At 65.4% G+C, this 15299-nt stretch carries 15 protein-coding genes; 7 read left to right on the top strand and 8 right to left on the bottom strand.

Features of this window, described 5'->3' with window-relative positions; translation table 11 throughout:
- Window positions 1–585: 585 nt before the first annotated feature.
- Window positions 586–1851, bottom strand: coding sequence for an NAD(P)-binding domain-containing protein (locus AB4Y73_RS15330; protein ID WP_441872739.1), 1266 nt, complete (start codon window positions 1849–1851; stop codon window positions 586–588).
- 54 nt (window positions 1852–1905) lie between these two features.
- Window positions 1906–2622 (bottom strand): Crp/Fnr family transcriptional regulator, encoded by a 717-nt coding sequence (locus AB4Y73_RS15325; protein ID WP_441872738.1) that lies wholly within the window; start codon window positions 2620–2622, stop codon window positions 1906–1908.
- A gap of 357 nt (window positions 2623–2979) precedes the next feature.
- On the opposite strand from AB4Y73_RS15325, the gene AB4Y73_RS15320 reads away from it, so the two are divergent.
- The 4 genes from AB4Y73_RS15320 to AB4Y73_RS15305 all read left to right on the top strand — a co-directional run bounded on the left by AB4Y73_RS15320 (window position 2980) and on the right by AB4Y73_RS15305 (window position 6912).
- Complete coding sequence (locus tag AB4Y73_RS15320; RefSeq protein ID WP_441872737.1) at window positions 2980–3378, top strand: nuclear transport factor 2 family protein; 399 nt, start codon at window positions 2980–2982, stop codon at window positions 3376–3378.
- A gap of 162 nt (window positions 3379–3540) precedes the next feature.
- Window positions 3541–4434, top strand: a complete 894-nt coding sequence (locus tag AB4Y73_RS15315) for a potassium channel family protein (protein ID WP_441872736.1) — start codon at window positions 3541–3543, stop codon at window positions 4432–4434.
- A gap of 106 nt (window positions 4435–4540) precedes the next feature.
- Window positions 4541–5296: a hypothetical protein gene (locus AB4Y73_RS15310; RefSeq protein ID WP_441872735.1), complete on the top strand. Its 756-nt coding sequence runs from the start codon at window positions 4541–4543 to the stop codon at window positions 5294–5296.
- Between the two features lie 56 nt (window positions 5297–5352).
- Window positions 5353–6912 (top strand): HD domain-containing phosphohydrolase, encoded by a 1560-nt coding sequence (locus AB4Y73_RS15305; protein ID WP_441872777.1) that lies wholly within the window; start codon window positions 5353–5355, stop codon window positions 6910–6912.
- A 29-nt stretch (window positions 6913–6941) separates the two neighbouring features.
- On the opposite strand, the gene AB4Y73_RS15300 is transcribed toward AB4Y73_RS15305, so the two are convergent.
- The 4 genes from AB4Y73_RS15300 to AB4Y73_RS15285 are packed head-to-tail and all read right to left on the bottom strand — an operon-like array spanning window position 6942 to window position 10952.
- Window positions 6942–7709, bottom strand: coding sequence for an amino acid ABC transporter ATP-binding protein (locus tag AB4Y73_RS15300; RefSeq protein ID WP_441872733.1), 768 nt, complete (start codon window positions 7707–7709; stop codon window positions 6942–6944).
- A complete protein-coding gene (locus tag AB4Y73_RS15295) occupies window positions 7706–8746 on the bottom strand; it encodes an amino acid ABC transporter permease (protein WP_441872732.1) in 1041 nt (346 codons plus the stop codon). The genes AB4Y73_RS15300 and AB4Y73_RS15295 overlap by 4 nt, the downstream gene beginning before the upstream one ends.
- A gap of 6 nt (window positions 8747–8752) precedes the next feature.
- Entirely contained in the window at window positions 8753–9658 is a 906-nt protein-coding gene (locus AB4Y73_RS15290) for an ABC transporter substrate-binding protein (RefSeq protein WP_441872731.1), read from the bottom strand.
- 25 nt (window positions 9659–9683) lie between these two features.
- Complete coding sequence (locus AB4Y73_RS15285; protein WP_441872730.1) at window positions 9684–10952, bottom strand: alpha-hydroxy acid oxidase; 1269 nt, start codon at window positions 10950–10952, stop codon at window positions 9684–9686.
- 149 nt (window positions 10953–11101) lie between these two features.
- Here AB4Y73_RS15285 and AB4Y73_RS15280 point away from each other — a divergent pair, with 149 nt between their 5' ends.
- On the top strand, window positions 11102–12121 hold the full coding sequence (locus AB4Y73_RS15280; RefSeq protein WP_441872729.1) for a glycerophosphodiester phosphodiesterase family protein: 1020 nt from the start codon (window positions 11102–11104) through the stop codon (window positions 12119–12121).
- 88 nt (window positions 12122–12209) lie between these two features.
- On the opposite strand, the gene AB4Y73_RS15275 is transcribed toward AB4Y73_RS15280, so the two are convergent.
- Both AB4Y73_RS15275 and AB4Y73_RS15270 read right to left on the bottom strand, forming a co-directional pair.
- The gene (locus AB4Y73_RS15275; RefSeq protein ID WP_441872776.1) at window positions 12210–13310 is read right to left on the bottom strand and encodes a methyltransferase; all 1101 of its coding nucleotides are present in this window, start codon (window positions 13308–13310) and stop codon (window positions 12210–12212) included.
- 276 nt (window positions 13311–13586) lie between these two features.
- The gene (locus tag AB4Y73_RS15270; RefSeq protein ID WP_441872728.1) at window positions 13587–14039 is read right to left on the bottom strand and encodes an OsmC family protein; all 453 of its coding nucleotides are present in this window, start codon (window positions 14037–14039) and stop codon (window positions 13587–13589) included.
- Window positions 14040–14094: 55 nt separating this feature from the next.
- On the opposite strand from AB4Y73_RS15270, the gene AB4Y73_RS15265 reads away from it, so the two are divergent.
- Window positions 14095–14259, top strand: a complete 165-nt coding sequence (locus tag AB4Y73_RS15265; RefSeq protein ID WP_441872727.1) for a hypothetical protein — start codon at window positions 14095–14097, stop codon at window positions 14257–14259.
- 16 nt (window positions 14260–14275) lie between these two features.
- A complete protein-coding gene (locus tag AB4Y73_RS15260) occupies window positions 14276–15298 on the top strand; it encodes an LLM class flavin-dependent oxidoreductase (RefSeq protein WP_441872726.1) in 1023 nt (340 codons plus the stop codon).
- Window position 15299 lies beyond the last annotated feature (1 nt).

Below are 15299 nucleotides of genomic sequence, written 5' to 3'. Positions count from 1 at the left end.
CGGTTCCGCTTACGGAACCGCGGTAGGCGCAAAAGCCTGTTGAGGAAAGCTGCGCGCTGTTCACAGCGGCCGCACAGCGGGATTCCGGCAAAGGTTGTCAGGTCTTTAACCGCATCGCCCAGCCCGATACTTTCCCCGTTACTTATCCAAAAAGGAATTATCCGCCGATCCTGCCAGTGGCGTGATCGCGCAGGCCATTCCTGAAATTGATTTCGGATCATAACCAATCCCTTTTGGATGTCACCGGCAGGGCGTCTTGCCTTTCCGGCCGCCACTGCCTACGATTCAATATCATCCTCGCAGCCGAGCAGGCCGTCAATGGCTTTTGAATTAATTACTAAAGTCGTTGGAGACTCTCATTTCCGCGGCGGCTTGTTAGCCGCATACCTGCAGGTCCACCCACACGAGACGGGGGTCGCTGCTTGGGAACGGATAGACGCCGGTCAGCCGAGAGAGCGGGCCCGCCTGGGTCGGCCAGAACACACCGGACCCAAGCACCTGGTCTTGCGTGAAGGCAGCACATAGTCACCCTCAACGTATGCATTGCAGATGGCCGCAGGACGAACGCAAGACGAACGGGTCCGGTCACCTGGCGGCGGTGGAACCTCGCCGCGATCTACTCTGACTGGCCCGGAGCCGTTGCGACGTGTCCTCCAAATAGTGACGTACATGGTTGGCGATCACTTCGGCATCTTTCGGAAAACCTATGAAGTTCCCCGAAGTGCGGCGTATAAGCCACCGCAATCCGATGAACCAGACACCGGGAGCCGGCGAAGCGGGCCCCTGGCGCAATGGTGCCCCTGCGGGATCCGTCAGGTCCTTCCCAAGCCACTGGAATGCGCCGGTATAGCCCGTGCACCAAATAACACTGCCGATCCCTGCGCTCCGGAGCCGAAGTTCTCGGGGCGGATCCAGCTCGACCGGTGGCGCGGCCGGGTCTGGTCCGGCCGCTGGCGCGTCAAGCCCGTGAGCTTGAATGTGAGCATCTATGAGGCCTCGAATGGTCGCCGCCGAGCGATCTGCGTAGGCAATATTGACTGCGGTGCTGTCGTCGAAAACCAGGGTCTCGCCCTCGACTGCTACGAGACGGCCGGCGAGACCTGCTCCAGCCTTGGACAGCAATTGCAGGCTCATGTTGTGCCCGCCGGGTGCCAACAAGGCCGGCACTGCCCGGACCGCTCGGGGGTCTGGCAGGTCCTCAGGGCGGTGCTCAAAGAAACCTGCCTCATCCAACCATCTGACCGTATCTCTCCCGCGATACTTTGCCGATGCGCGCCCGACCGGGCATGTTGCCAGCCAAACATGCCGGCCTGCCGCCAACAAATCTTCGGTGATCTGCGTGCCAGACTGTGCGCTGCCCACGACCAGGACCGCCCCTGCCGGCAGATCGCTGGGATTCCTGTATGTTGCGGCGTGGCGTTGAACAATTCGGTCCGGCAGTCGGGCGGCCATGGCGGGTACCCGCGCTACGTTTTCGCCGCCGCTTGCCACCACAACGGTGCGGGCTTGAAGCGGGCCGTCACTGGTATGCAGAAGCCATTGGCCCTTGAGCCGCGCCAGCCCCAACACGTCGGTGCCAGTGCGCACCGGCGCTCTCGAAGCCAGCGTTTCGAGACGCTGCACCACTTCCCGGTGGGTCAAATACGTGTCTGGATCCTGGTCACCTAACATCGTGTTCATGAAGCCGGGGTTGTTGACGTGCAGAGAATCCCAGCGCTGGGTCCGCCACGTTTGGCCTGGCCGCGACCGCTCTAACACAACGTGCTCGATGCCGAGTCCCGCCAGCGAAGAACTGGCGACGAGCCCGGCAGGGCCGGCTCCTACCACCACACAATCAATCACCACGACCACCTGCCTTACCCGATCTTCTGGATACTCCAGTGTGTTCCGGAAGATGTTGGCGCGTCAGGAACCTTTGTTCCACCGCATCTCCTGAACCAGCCGCGCGGGGTCCAAAATGAGGATGCCGGTCCGGTCTGTACGCACAATGCCTTCATGCCGAAGCTCACGCAAGATCCTCACCACAACTTCCCGGGCCGTTCCCACGGCTTCCGCAAGTTCGCTCTGCGATGCCCTGACAACGAGCTCAGTTTCATCAGCCGGGCCCAGCCGCACTTGTTCAGGCGTCCAGTCGGAAGCAAGGTCGAGCAAATGCCGGGCCATCCGTTGCCGAACGCTCGCGAAGGCACCGTCGGGAATCTCGTAGATGAATGTGAGGACCCGTTCGCTGAGTTCCTCAAGCACCGCCAAGGCAACTTTCGGATCCTCATCAACCATTCGTCGTACTCGTTCGGGCGACAGGCGCAGCAACGTCGTTGATGTCAGTGTCTGGAGGGAAGCTGGGAGGGAGAAATCGGCGGCATACAGTGACACTGCCCCGAGGAGCGACCCTGACCGGCAGTAGCGGATGGTCATGGTGCGTCCGTCCTGTGACCTGACAAAGACCTTGACAACACCGGAAATGATCAGTTCGAGGTGGGGTTTCGGGTCGCCCTCCTGGTGTGTGACTGTTCGGGCAGGCACGTCGACGCGCTGGGCGCCTGCGAGCAGCTTGTGCAGACTATCGAGCGCCACCTGGTGAAGGTGGGACGCCTCAATTGCCTTCAAGACGTCAGCATCCATGGCCGGCCTATCTACCGATCCTCGAGAAGTGGTTACCGGCAGTATGTGCTTCCAGGCGACTGCTCGGCAACAGGACTTGTTCCCCTTGTTTCGCTGCGGAAGGCACGCAAAAGGAGGCCGACGGCGACACCCAAGTGTCGCCGTCGGCCTCCTTTAATGCCCGCACGGTGGTTCAATCCCCCCGCGGAGCGGTGGAACCTAGGCCGCCGCCAAGATGGCGGAACTATGCGATGGACCGGTGATCTTCCGCAAGCTGGATGTCATCTGGGAGGACACCGGAGGCCGCGCGGACAACGGCTAGGAGCAGGAAGGCCCGCGACCTCGCTGTGGCAGCGGTACTTGGCTCATACTGGTGGCATGAGCGATCGTACCGATTTCCTGGCCTGGGTGAGGACAGACCTGCACAATGCGGAACTGGCTCTCCACAACGGTGATGCGGCCCCGCGCAGGGCACTCTGGTCCCGCAATGAACCCGTCAGTGTCCTGGGCGCATGGCGCAATGCCATCGGACAGCAGGAACTGGACGACCTGTTCACCGGCCTTGCCAAACAGTTCTCCGACTGCACCTCGTACAGGTTCGAGTTGCTCACCTACGACGTCGTGGGGGATATGGCATTCACAGCGGGGCTGGAACACACCTCAGCCTCAGTGGACGGCCATCCTCGCAGCTACGTGCTCCGGGCGACGCAAATGTATCGACGCGAGGACGGTGCATGGAAGGTCGCGCACCGGCATGCGGACACAGTAACCGGCTGACGGCGGCAAACAGCGCTCACTGGCTTCTTCGTGCGGCCCTGGGCGGGACCGCGTGCAGCTGGTGGACGCCACGTACGACGCCGGGTGGAAACTTCCGGTGATCGGTTCGGCGGAGTCTCTATCCCGTGGACGTTCCATGTCGTACCGCTTCTAAGATGAGGCATGGACTTCGAGGACACGCTCTGGACGGTCTTGGGCGCCGGGTTGGTGCTGCTGATGCTCGTGGACGTTTTTCGTACGCTCCTTTACCCGCACGGTTCCGGTCCCCTGGGCCGGGCGATCATGCGCGGATTCTGGCTGGCGTCGCGGAAACTGCGGGGCCGGGGCACCTTCATCGCAGCGCCCTTGGCGATGGCCGCTGTCATCGGCGCCTGGGCAAGCTTGGCGGCCATCGGCTGGGCCCTGCTCTACCTGCCCCATTTGACGGACGGTTTTGTTTACGGCGCCGGGGTTCCGCTGCGGGCCGACTTCGCCGAAGCCCTCTACATCTCCATGGTCACGCTTTCCACGGTGGGGTTCGGCGATATCGTGGCAGCGCACCCTGTGCTCAGACTGGTTGTTGCCCTCCAGGCCGTCACCGGATTCGGGTTGCTGACAGCAACGGTCACCTGGATCCTGCAGACGTTCCCGGCCCTCAACCGTCGCCGGGCCGTTGCCCACCAGCTGAACCTGTTCAGGGAAGCTGCAGGTCCGGCCGGTCTCCTGGCTCTGGACCCGGGTCACGCGGCCGGACTGTTGGAGTCAATTGCCGGAAACGTGGCTTCGGTGAGCATAGACCTCCTTGCGTTCCACGAAACCTACTACTTCCGTGAAATCGAGCAGCGCGGTTCCCTGCCGGCCACGGTGGCCTACGCCCAGCAGTTGGCATCCCAGGCGCAACACAGCGAGAACGCTGAACTCCAGTTCGCCGGACGGATGCTCCACGCGGCTCTCGATGGACTCGCGGAGGTCCTGCGCGGCAAATTCGGCCACACGGGCACCACATCCGCCGATGTGTTCGACAGCTACGAACTGCACCACCGCCACGTGCGGCGCGGGGATCGGCGCCCAGAATAGCGTGCATCCGGCACCCGCGTGCAAGGCGGGACAAAATGGGGCAGTTGCCCCATGCCCCTGCTGCGGCCCGGTCATAGGCTCGGGTCATAGAGAAAAGGAGGCGGCCATGACCAGCTACCAGCCGCAGACATCAGCAGAGGCAACACCGAAAGTTGCCGAACTTCCGGAAGACGCCGCCGAGCATTTCGCCGGCTACGCCGTCCTGGGGCTACCTTTTAGCAGCGGCCACTACCTGGCCTTCCGGGATTTCCCGGTGAGCTCCATTGGCCCCGGCTACCGCTCCGTCTGGCACCGCACGCCCGGCGGCGAGTGGACCATCTACGCCAACGCCGCGCCCGAGTTCAGCTGCGCCCGCTACTTCGGGACGGCCATCCACCACACGGTGGAGACCGACGTCGACATCCAGTGGAGCGGGCCGTTCACCGCCCGGATCACGGTTCCAGGCGCCGTTGACTGGCGCCTGCAGCTTGGCACGTCCGCAGCCACCACCGCGCTGACGGCCATGGCCGTGCGGATGCCGGAACGCCTCTGGCGAAACGAGCTGGTGCTCCGCGCCATGGGAGCATTTGCCGGCCCGCTGCTGAACGCCGGCAGGATGAAGGTTTCCGGCGTGGTGCCCAACGGCCAGACGTTCCAGGCCCAGCCGCGGCAGTTGTGGCTCGTGACCGATTCCCAGGCCACCATCCAGGGTGAAGACGCGGGAGCTCCCGGGGCACTCCCCGTCCAGGACCACCTCGCGGACTTCTGGCTTCCGCAACGCGGACTGTTCGGAGCGCGGGTGGGCGTCCGGTTCCCGTCCACCGCGCACGCCGCCGGACCAGGCCCTGCCCGGGTACGGACCGGGAAGAACCAGGCGGCATAACGGCCGCGCGCGATCCCTACTGCCTTGGCTGATGGCTTCCTAGAATGGCAGGTGTGATGCAGTCACCGGCTGACCCCCGCCGCAGCGAAGTTTTGGCCGCGCTGTCGCTCGCCATTGACCTGGGGCTGGGGCAACCGATGGAGCACATGCTGCGTGCGTCCCTGCTGGCGTTGCGGATCGCCGGCGCAGCGGGCGTTGACGCCGGTGGCCGGGGCAGGATCTACTACGCCAACCAGCTGGCATGGATCGGCTGCCACGCGGATTCCTTTGAACTGGCCGCGCTGTTCTCGGACGATATCGCCTTCCGCGCCGACTACTACAACCGCGACCAGCACGGCCTGCCCATGTATGCGGGCATGTTCAGCCATGCCGGCGCGGGCCTCCCGCCGCTCTCCCGCGTTGCCTCCTGGACGCGTTTCGCGGCCACGGGCAGCGGCGCGGTGCGGAACATGATTGCCTCGCACTGCGTCTCCGCGGGGGTGTTGGCCAGCAGTGTGGGGCTCGACGACGCCGTGGCAGGCCTGCTCACCCACACCTTCGAGCGGTGGGACGGCAAGGGCCTGCCGGAGGGCGTATCAGGGTTGGACATCCCGCTGGAGATGCGGATCATGCATCTCGCGGACACGGCCGAGGTCTTCCTGCGCCGGGAGGGCCTGGCCGGGGCGGTGGCCATGGTTCGGGCGCGCCGCGGCAGCCAGTTCGATCCGGCACTGGCCGGGCTGTTCATCGACCAGGCCGCGTCACTCACCGAAGGGCTCCTCGACGTCGACTGCTGGCAGGCGGCCCTTGAGATGGCTCCCACAGACGCTCCCCTCTCGGGCAGCCAACTGGACGCGGTGCTGCGCGCGATTGGCGACTTCGCAGACCTCAAGTCCCCCTACACGGCCGGACACTCCCGCGCAGTGGCGGCTCTCGCGGCCGCCGCAGGCGAGGAGCACGGGCTGCCCGCCGACGACGTCAGGGAGCTCCGCCGTGCAGGATGGGTCCACGACCTTGGCCGGCTGGGGGTGTCCAACCAGGTGTGGGATAAGAAGGAGCCCCTCTCCGGGCTGGACCTGGAACGGATCCGGATGCATCCGTATCTGGGAGAGCGGATCCTCAACCGCGTTCCCGGACTGAAGGGCGAGGCTGCCCTCACCGGCTCACACCATGAGCGGCTCGACGGGTCCGGCTATCCCCGAGGGATTGGCGGAACGGAGCTGGGGATCAAGCAGCGGATCCTGGCGGCTGCGGACTCCTACCACGCCTCCCTCGAGCCACGCCCGCACCGGCCCGCGCTCACGCCGGCTGATGCGGCTGCCAGGCTCCGGCAGGAAGTGTCAGCCGGGAGGCTCGGCACCGAAGCTGTGGAGGCCGTGCTCGTGGCCGCCGGCCAACAGCCCCGCCGTCCGCATCCCACCGCGGGTGGACTCACCCCGCGGGAAGTGGAAATCCTCGGCATGCTGTGCCGCGGAATGACTCCGGCACAGATCGCCGCCAGTCTGTTTCTTGCCCGGAAGACCGTCCGCAACCACGTGGAGCACATTTACACCAAGATCGGTGCGACCAACCGGGTGGGTGCCACGCTGTTCGCGATCAGGAACGGCCTGACCGAGTACGGGATCGCACCCAAGTAGCGCTCCCCTGCCCTGCCGTTCCGACCGAGTCAGAGGACCTTCGACAGGAACGCCTTGGTCCGCTCGTGCTGCGGGTCGCTCAGGACCTGCCGCGGCGGTCCGGCCTCCACCGCAACACCCTCGTCCATGAACACCAGGGTGTCCGCCACTTCGCGGGCGAAGCCCATTTCATGGGTCACCACGATCATGGTCATGCCGGTCTTGGCCAGTTCCTTCATGACGTCCAGTACCTCGCCCACCAGTTCCGGGTCCAGGGCGCTGGTGGGCTCGTCGAAGAGCATGAGTTTCGGGTCCATGGCCAGGGCGCGGGCGATGGCCACGCGCTGCTGCTGCCCGCCGGAAAGGTGTGCCGGGTAGGCATCCCCCTTATCCTCCAGCCCCACGCGCGCCAGCAGTTCATTGGCACGCGCAGTGGCTTTCGCCTTGGAAATGCCCTTCACCCGCATGGGCGCCAGGATGATGTTTTCCACCGCGGTCAGATGCGGAAACAGGTTGAACCGCTGGAACACCATCCCGATCTCCCGGCGTTGGAAGGCCGCTTCGGAGAGCTTCAGTTCGTAAAGCTTTCCTCCCTTTTGCCGGTACCCAACCAGCTGGCCGTCTATCGAAAGCCGGCCGCCGTCCACCCGTTCCAGGTGGTTGATGCACCGCAGGAACGTGGACTTGCCCGAACCGCTCGGCCCCACCATGCACAGCACCTCGCCGCGGCCCACCTCCAGGCTGATCCCGCGCAGCACCTTGTTCGTGCCGAAATTCTTGGAGACCTTCTCGGCCAGCACCATCGGCACGCCCGTCATCCTTTTCCTCCAAAGTCGTTGCCGAGCGGAGCGCCGGGCATGCCGGGCTCACCAGGCACCGCCGGTGCCGCACCCGCCGCCGGAGGCACCGGCGTCGTACTTCCCTTGCCTGAATCCACCCGGCCGGTCCCCCGGGAGAAGCGCTTTTCAATGAAGTGCTGGCCCACCATCAGGACGGACGTGAAAAGGAGGTACCACAGCGATGCCACAATCAGCAGCGGAACCGGAGTGAACGTCACCGCGGAAATACCGCGGGAGACGCCGTAGAGGTCGATGCTCAAGGGGATGGCGGCCACCAGCGAGGTGGTCTTCAGCATCGAGATCACCTCGTTGCCCGTGGGCGGAATGATGATCTTCATGGCCTGCGGGACCACCACAAACCGCATGGTCTGCCCCCAGGACAGTGCCAGCGCCGTCGCGGCTTCCTCCTGGCCCTGGTCCACGGACAGCAGTCCGGCGCGCACGATCTCGGACATGTAGGCGGCCTCGTTCAGTGCCAGCCCGATCACGGCGGTGATGAAGAGGTTGGTGAAGATCCCGTTCGGGATGGTGACCCACGGCTCCATGAACGGAATACCCAGGGTGAACACCGGATAAATCAGGGACACCAGGCCCCAGAAAACCAGCTGTACATAGACCGGGGTCCCGCGGAAGATCCAGATGTACAGCCACGCAATGTTCTTCAGCACCGGGTTGGGCGAGAGGCGCATGATGGCCAGCACCAAGCCGATGACGATCGCGCCAACCATCGCGTAGACGGTCAGGGACAGGGTCACCCACGCCGCCTGGCTGATCCGGCGGTCGAAGATGAACTTGCCCACGTCCGCCCAGCCGTAGTCCGGGCGCTGGGCGGCGTCCAGCACAAACACCGCCAACCCGATCAACAGGACCACGGCGACCAGGATCCGCCAGGGGTGGCGCAGCGGAATCGCGACGATCTTCTCGGGCGGTGCGTCGTCCCCGGCGCGCCCGCTACCGGTCCGCGGCCTTCTGCCGGGGTCCGCCTCAACCACCCTGTCGGATTCCGGCGTGCTCATGATCTGTTACCCCTTGGCTGCCACGTTGAGGGCGGCCGTCTTGACTCCGCCGGACTCCACTCCCCACTTGGACAGAATCTTGGTGTAGGAACCGTCATCGATCAGTGTCTGCAGCGCCTTCTGCAGGGCGGGCGTGAAGTCGCTGCCCTTGGCAACAGGGATACCGTACGGTGCCACTTCGAAGGCGTCACCGGCGGTCTGCAGCTTGTCCTTGGTCTTGGAGATCGCATACAGGGTGACCGGCGAGTCGGCGCTCATGGCGTCCACCTGTCCCACCGCCAGGGCGTTTGTTGCCTGGTCCTGCGCGTCAAACCTGAAGATCTGGATGGCGGCCTTGCCGGCGTCGGTGCAGGCCTTCGACTTCTTGGGCACCTCATCGGTGTCCTCGTACGTGGTGGCCTGCACGGCCACCTTGAGCCCGCAGGCGTTGTTGGGGTCAACGGTCTTGCCCTTGGCGGTGGCCCACTGGATGCCGGCCGAGTAGTAGTTGACGAAGTCCACCTGCTTTTCACGTTCCACGGTGTCCGTGAACGAGGACATTCCCATGTCATCCTTGCCCCCGCGCACGGCAGGAAGGATGTTGTCGAAGGTGCCGATGTCGAAGTTGACCTTCAGGCCCATCACCTTGCCTAGGGCGTTGGTGAGGTCCACCGACCAGCCCGCCGGCGCCCCGTTGTCGTCCTTGAACTCGTTGGGCGGGTAGTTGTTGGCCATGCCGACGTTCAGCACGCCGGCGCTCTTGATTTTCGCCGGCAGCATCGCGGCGACGTCGTCGTTCTTTTTCACATCGACGGCAGCGCCGGCGCTTCCCGACGCCGAGCCGGTGGCAGCAGGTTGGCTGTTGTCCACGCAGCCGGAGAGGGCGAGGGCCGTGGTGATGGTGAGGACGGGAAGAAGGTATCGGGTGCGCATGGTTTCCTTAGCTTTCAGAGATTCTCTAGATTCTTGCCTGATGCTGTTGTTCAAGGATGTGACCGCAATGACGGATGTCCCGGAGAATCTCGCCGCCCCGAGCTTTCAGCTCGGGAATGCTGGAAACGCCTACCAACGTCATGGTACGCCTGAGCTCCTCCGCCAAGATGGCAATGATGCGCCCGACACCCGGTGAACCTGCCGCCACCAATCCGTACAGGTAGGCCCTGCCGATCGAGCAGGCGTCGGCTCCCAGCGCCAGCGCCTTGAGGATGTCGCTGCCGCGCCGGATTCCCGAATCCACGTAGATCTCCAGCGAGTCGCCCACCCGCTGGCGGGATTCCTGGAGCACATCCATGGGACTGAGCATGTGGTCCAGCTGGCGGCCCCCGTGGTTGCTGAGCTGGACGGCGTCCAGGCCGATCCGGGCGGCCTGTTCGACGTCGGCCGGGTTGACGCAGCCCTTGAGCACGATTTTGCCGTGCCACGCCTGGCGCAGCGCTTCCAGTTCCCGCCACCCGCTGGTTGCATCCGAGTGGCCCAGGATGTCCTGCCACATTGAAGGTGTGATGACCGAAGTTGCCGCCGCGCTGCGGGGATCCAGGTTCGGAAAACTGATTCCGACCGACTTCAGGAAGTTGATCCACCAGGCAGGCCGCCGGGCGATGTCCGCAACGGTGGACAGCGTCAGCGCCGGGGGTGCGGTGAAGCCGTTGTGAAGGTCCCGCTCCCGTGAGCCCAGTGCGCGGGTATCGACGCCGATGATCAGTGTGGTGAATCCGGCGGCTTCACAGCGCTGCAGTTTGTCCTTCATGGCCTGGGCGTCGGAGGTGAGACCGAAGTTGAACCAGCGGTCCAGTGCAGGGTGGTCCTTGGCAATGGTTTCCATGGGCACGGTGCTGAGCCCCGCGAGGCCGTAGGGGATGCGGGCGTTTTCGGCGGCGGCCGCGACGGCGGACTCACCCTCTGGATGGAACAGGCGGGTTGCGCCGGTGGGCGTCAACGTCAGGGGCAGGGCGCTGGGTTTCCCGAGCAGCGTGGTGCTGGTATCGGGTCCGGAGACCGGGCCCCAGCTGGGCATCAGCGCCCAGGAATCAAAGACGGCACGGTTGCGGCGGAGCGTCACTTCGTCCTCGGAACCGCCGTCGAGGTAGTCAAAGATGCCTGCCGGGAGGACCCTCCGGGCTGCTTTCCGGTACTCCTCCACATTGAAGGCGTTGGCTAGCACCCGGCGCCGCCTGGACAATATGGGGGCTTTGACCTGAATGAGCTGCCTGGCGTCGCTGACTTTCAAAGGGGGTCCCTCCGGTTGCGTGCATGCGTTATCGCTCAGCCTAAGACGCAAACGCCGCTTCACTATGGAGATCGTGGCAAATCATTCGTGGGGCTTCCGCACCCGGGGGGGGCCTGACAGCCGCGGCAGCCGCCGCCCTGATCGCCTCCATGGCGAGCCCCGCCGTCGCCGCCCCGGAAAACGGTGCCGGCACGCCGTCGTCGAACGCTGCCGGTGCCGCCACCTCCGATCTCAAGGTCAACGAACGCAACGGTTCCTTCGACCTGCAGAGCCACCGCGGCGGCCGCGGCGAATGGACCGAAGAGTCCCTGGCAGCCTTCGCCAACTCCCTCAAACTCGGCGTGACCACGCTCGAGCTGGACACCCACCTGACCGAGGACGGCAAGGTGGTCGTCTGGCACGACGACACCATCCAGGCGAACAAATGCATCGACACCGCACCCGCCACGGCCGGCGACCCCGAGTTCCCTTACGTGGGAGACCGCGTGGCGGACCTGACGCTGGCGCAGATCAAGACCCTCAACTGCGGCTTCACGCAGCTGCCCGGCTACCCGGAGCAGGACGTCATCGAGGGCAACCGGATCGCCGAGCTCAAGGACGTCTACCAGCTGGCCCGCGACACGAACGCCGCGAAGGTCCGCTTCAACGTGGAAACCAAGGTCAATGACAGCGAAATCGGCGGCGCCGGCATGGAGTCCCTCACCCGCGCGGTGGTGGCCGAGATCCAGGCCTCCGGCATGGCGGACCGCACCACAGTGCAGTCCTTCGACTGGTTCTCACTGAACCTCACCAAGAAGATCACCCCGGAACTGCCGCTGGTTGCCCTCTCCAGCGGTGACGCCTGGATGGGCGTGGGCCAGCCGGGTGCCAGCCGCAACCTCGGCGGCATCGACATCGACGATTACAACGGTTCCCTTCCCAAGGCCGCAGCCGCCCAGGGGTACAACGCCGTCTCCCCCACGTTCCGTTCCGTCACCCCGGAGATGATCGCCGAAGCCCACGCCCTGGGCCTGCCCGTCATCCCGTGGACGGTCAACACCACCGCGGACATGGCGCGCCTGATGGACCTGGGCGTGGACGGCATCATCACCGACTACCCCACCCGCCTGCGCACCCTGATGGACGAGCGCGGCCTGAAGCTGCCCAAGGCCTACGAGGTCAAGGGCTAACTCCCCGGCACCCTCATAGACGCGCCAGACGACGGCGGCACCCAACGCGGGTGCCGCCGTCGTCGTTCCCGACTATCGAAGCTTGTGACTACCGGCGAACAAGCCGCCACAGGGATGTGACCTCAGCGGCTCGCGCCTCGAACAGAGGATCGCCGCGGTCCGATGCCTTCGCATGCGTTGGCTTGGTGTCGAGCCGTTCGGTCACCGTCAGCCCGGCTGCCTCGATGGCGCCCAGCAGATCCCCACGCGACCGCAGGCCAAGGTGCTCTGCCAGGTCGGAGAGGACAAGCCAGCCCTCACCGCCCGGTTCCAGATGGTCGGTGAGTCCGTTCAGGAAGCGGAACAGCATCCTGCTGCCGGGGTCATAGACGGCGCTGTCCAGGCTGGAATGCGGCGTGGCCGGAATCCAGGGCGGGTTGCACACGATGAGCGGTGCCCGTCCGGGCGGGAACATGTCGGTCAGGACGGCCTCGGCACGGTCCTGGACACCGAGGTTCCGGAAATTCTCGGCCGCGCAGGCGATGGCACGCGGTTCATTGTCCGTCGCCACCACGCGGTGGACGCCACGGCGCGCGAGGACAGCAGCGAGCACCCCGGTGCCGGTTCCGACGTCGAACGCCAGCGTCTCAGAGGGCAGCGCAGCGGCGGCCACGAGATCCACATACTCACTCCGGGTGGGAAAGAACGTGCCATAGTGCGGGTGGATGCGGGCCTGCAGGGCATCGACGTAGACGCCATTCCGCCGCCACTCGTGGGCGCCAATCGCCCCCACAAGCTCATGCAGGGACACCACGGAAGGTTCGCCGATCTCACCGTACGCTTCAGCGGCGGCCTCCCGGATATCCGGTGCACGGCGCAGCGGCACCACCGGGCCCGGATCAAGAGGAATCAGCAGCAAGCCCAGAATGCGTGCACGATGCGAGCGGGACTGGCGGTGCCGATAGAACTTCTCGGCCGGAGTTCCTGCGATCTTCTTTCCGGCCCCCACCCGCCGGTCCATGGCGTTGAGGATCTGCCGTGCGTTGTGGAAGTCGCCGTGCCAGAGCATCGCGATCCCCTGTGACGCCTTCCGGTACGCCTCGTCGGCCGTGAGGGAGTCGTCGACCACTTCGACGCGCGCCGGCGCCGGTCTGCCGTTCGCCGAACGCCAGCGCGCGGTCCTGCTGGCACCGGCGTCGACCCAGGTCACGACGCCGGGCCCATCCACCGCGCGCGGGTGGTTGAGGGCCGAGTTTCCCACGGGAGCTGGTGTGTGAGTACTGATAAAAGATCCGTTCCAGGAGTCCGGGGCCGATCGGAGAATGACGATTACCACGGCGATTCCACGACGTCCAAGGCCACGGCCCAAGATTCCGGACCGTCAAACGGCCACGAACTGAGCTTGGTTGACGGCCGCTGGGACCCTTCAACCTACATTTCAGGATACAGGGTAGGGATCCGATGCCGGGTTTCCTCCGGCGGCCCGTCAGCCCTCGGTGTCACCGACCGCGACGTGGACCTCGTTGGTGACGGCAGTTCCGCGCTCCACTGTCCGTGACACCGTGCAGTACTTCTCATGGGAGAGGTCCACCAGGCGCTCCACCATGCCGGCGGCCTTCTGCCCCTCGGCCGTGTCGGGAAAGGCCAGGTTGAAGGACAGGTGCAGCCCGTCAACCCGGTTGGCGCCGTCCTCCACCACTTTGTGGCCGGTTGCCGAGACCTGGAAGGCCGTGGGCTCGGCGCTGCGTGCCGTCACCGTGTCCACGTCGATGGCCGAACATCCGGCTATCGCCGCCAGCAGCAGCTCCACCGGGCTCAGCAGCCCTTCGCCGTGGCCGAATTCAAGTTCTGCGCCCGCAGCATTTCGCGCCACGTACCGGGCCGTGGCACTCCGGGTCAGTTCGACGGAACGCAGCGTGGGATCGTTGTTTTCACTCATGGGACCATGATGCCACCAGCGGGCGCGGCTCTCCTCCGATGGCCGCGGCCTGGACGTGGAGATTACAGTGGACGGCCGGAATGCCATCCAGCACGCGGCACCGGGTCATGTGGAGTTCGTCCGCGCCCACTTCTTCGATCGGCTCACGCGCGCCGAACAGGATGCCCGGGCGTCGGTGAGCCGGAAGATCATTGCCTCGCTTCAGCCTGAATGCGACTAGTACTACAGTTTCCGGTGTGAAGAACATCGGATTTCTGTCCTTCGGCCATTGGACCGACCACCCGGAGTCCGGCACGCGGACCGCGTCGGACGCGCTGTTGCAGGCGATCGACCTCGCAGTCGCGGCGGAAGAGCTGGGGGCGGACGGCGCCTATTTCCGCGTTCACCACTTCGCGCAGCAATACGCGTCCCCGTTCCCGCTGCTCGCTGCGATCGGTGCACGAACAAGCCGCATTGAAATCGGTACCGGTGTGATCGACATGCGCTACGAGAACCCGCTCTACATGGCGGAGGACGCGGGCTCGGCCGATCTGATCTCGGGCGGCCGGCTGCAGCTGGGCATCAGCAGGGGTTCACCCGAGCAGGTCATCGACGGGTGGCGCCACTTCGGTTACGTCCCCGCCGAGGGCGAGTCCGACGCCGATATGGGCCGGAGGCACACCGAGCGTCTGCTGGAGGTGCTCACTGGCGAGGGCTTCGCGGCGCCGAGCCCCCGCCCGATGTTCCCGAACCCTCCGGGCCTGCTGCGCGTGGAGCCGTACTCTGAGGGCTTGCGCGAGCGCATCTGGTGGGGTTCCGGCTCCAATGCCACGGCCGTCTGGGCGGCGAAGCTCGGCATGAACCTGCAGAGCTCCACGCTCAAGGATGACGAGAGCGGTAAGCCGTTCCACGTCCAGCAGGCTGAGCAGATCGACCTCTACCGGCAGGCCTGGAAGGAGGCGGGGCACGAGCGGGAGCCGCGAGTCTCGGTCAGCCGCAGCATCTTCGCACTGACGGACGAGCGCGACTGGCAGTACTTCGGCCGTGACCGGCACAGCTCCGACCAGGTCGGCAACATTGACGCAAAAACACGCGCGGTTTTCGGCCGGTCCTACGCGGGTGCCCCGGACGAGCTGGCCGCGAAGCTGGCCGAGGACGAGGCGATCGCCGCCGCAGACACCCTGCTGCTCACGGTCCCGAACCAGCTCGGCGTCGACTACAACGCCCACGTCATCGAGTCGATCCTGAAGTATGTGGCGCCCGAGCTCGGCTGGCGCTGAC

Source organism: Pseudarthrobacter sp. TAF60_1 (assembly GCF_052113505.1).
Lineage (GTDB): Bacteria > Actinomycetota > Actinomycetes > Actinomycetales > Micrococcaceae > Arthrobacter.
This window is presented reverse-complemented; position numbering and strand designations above follow the sequence as displayed.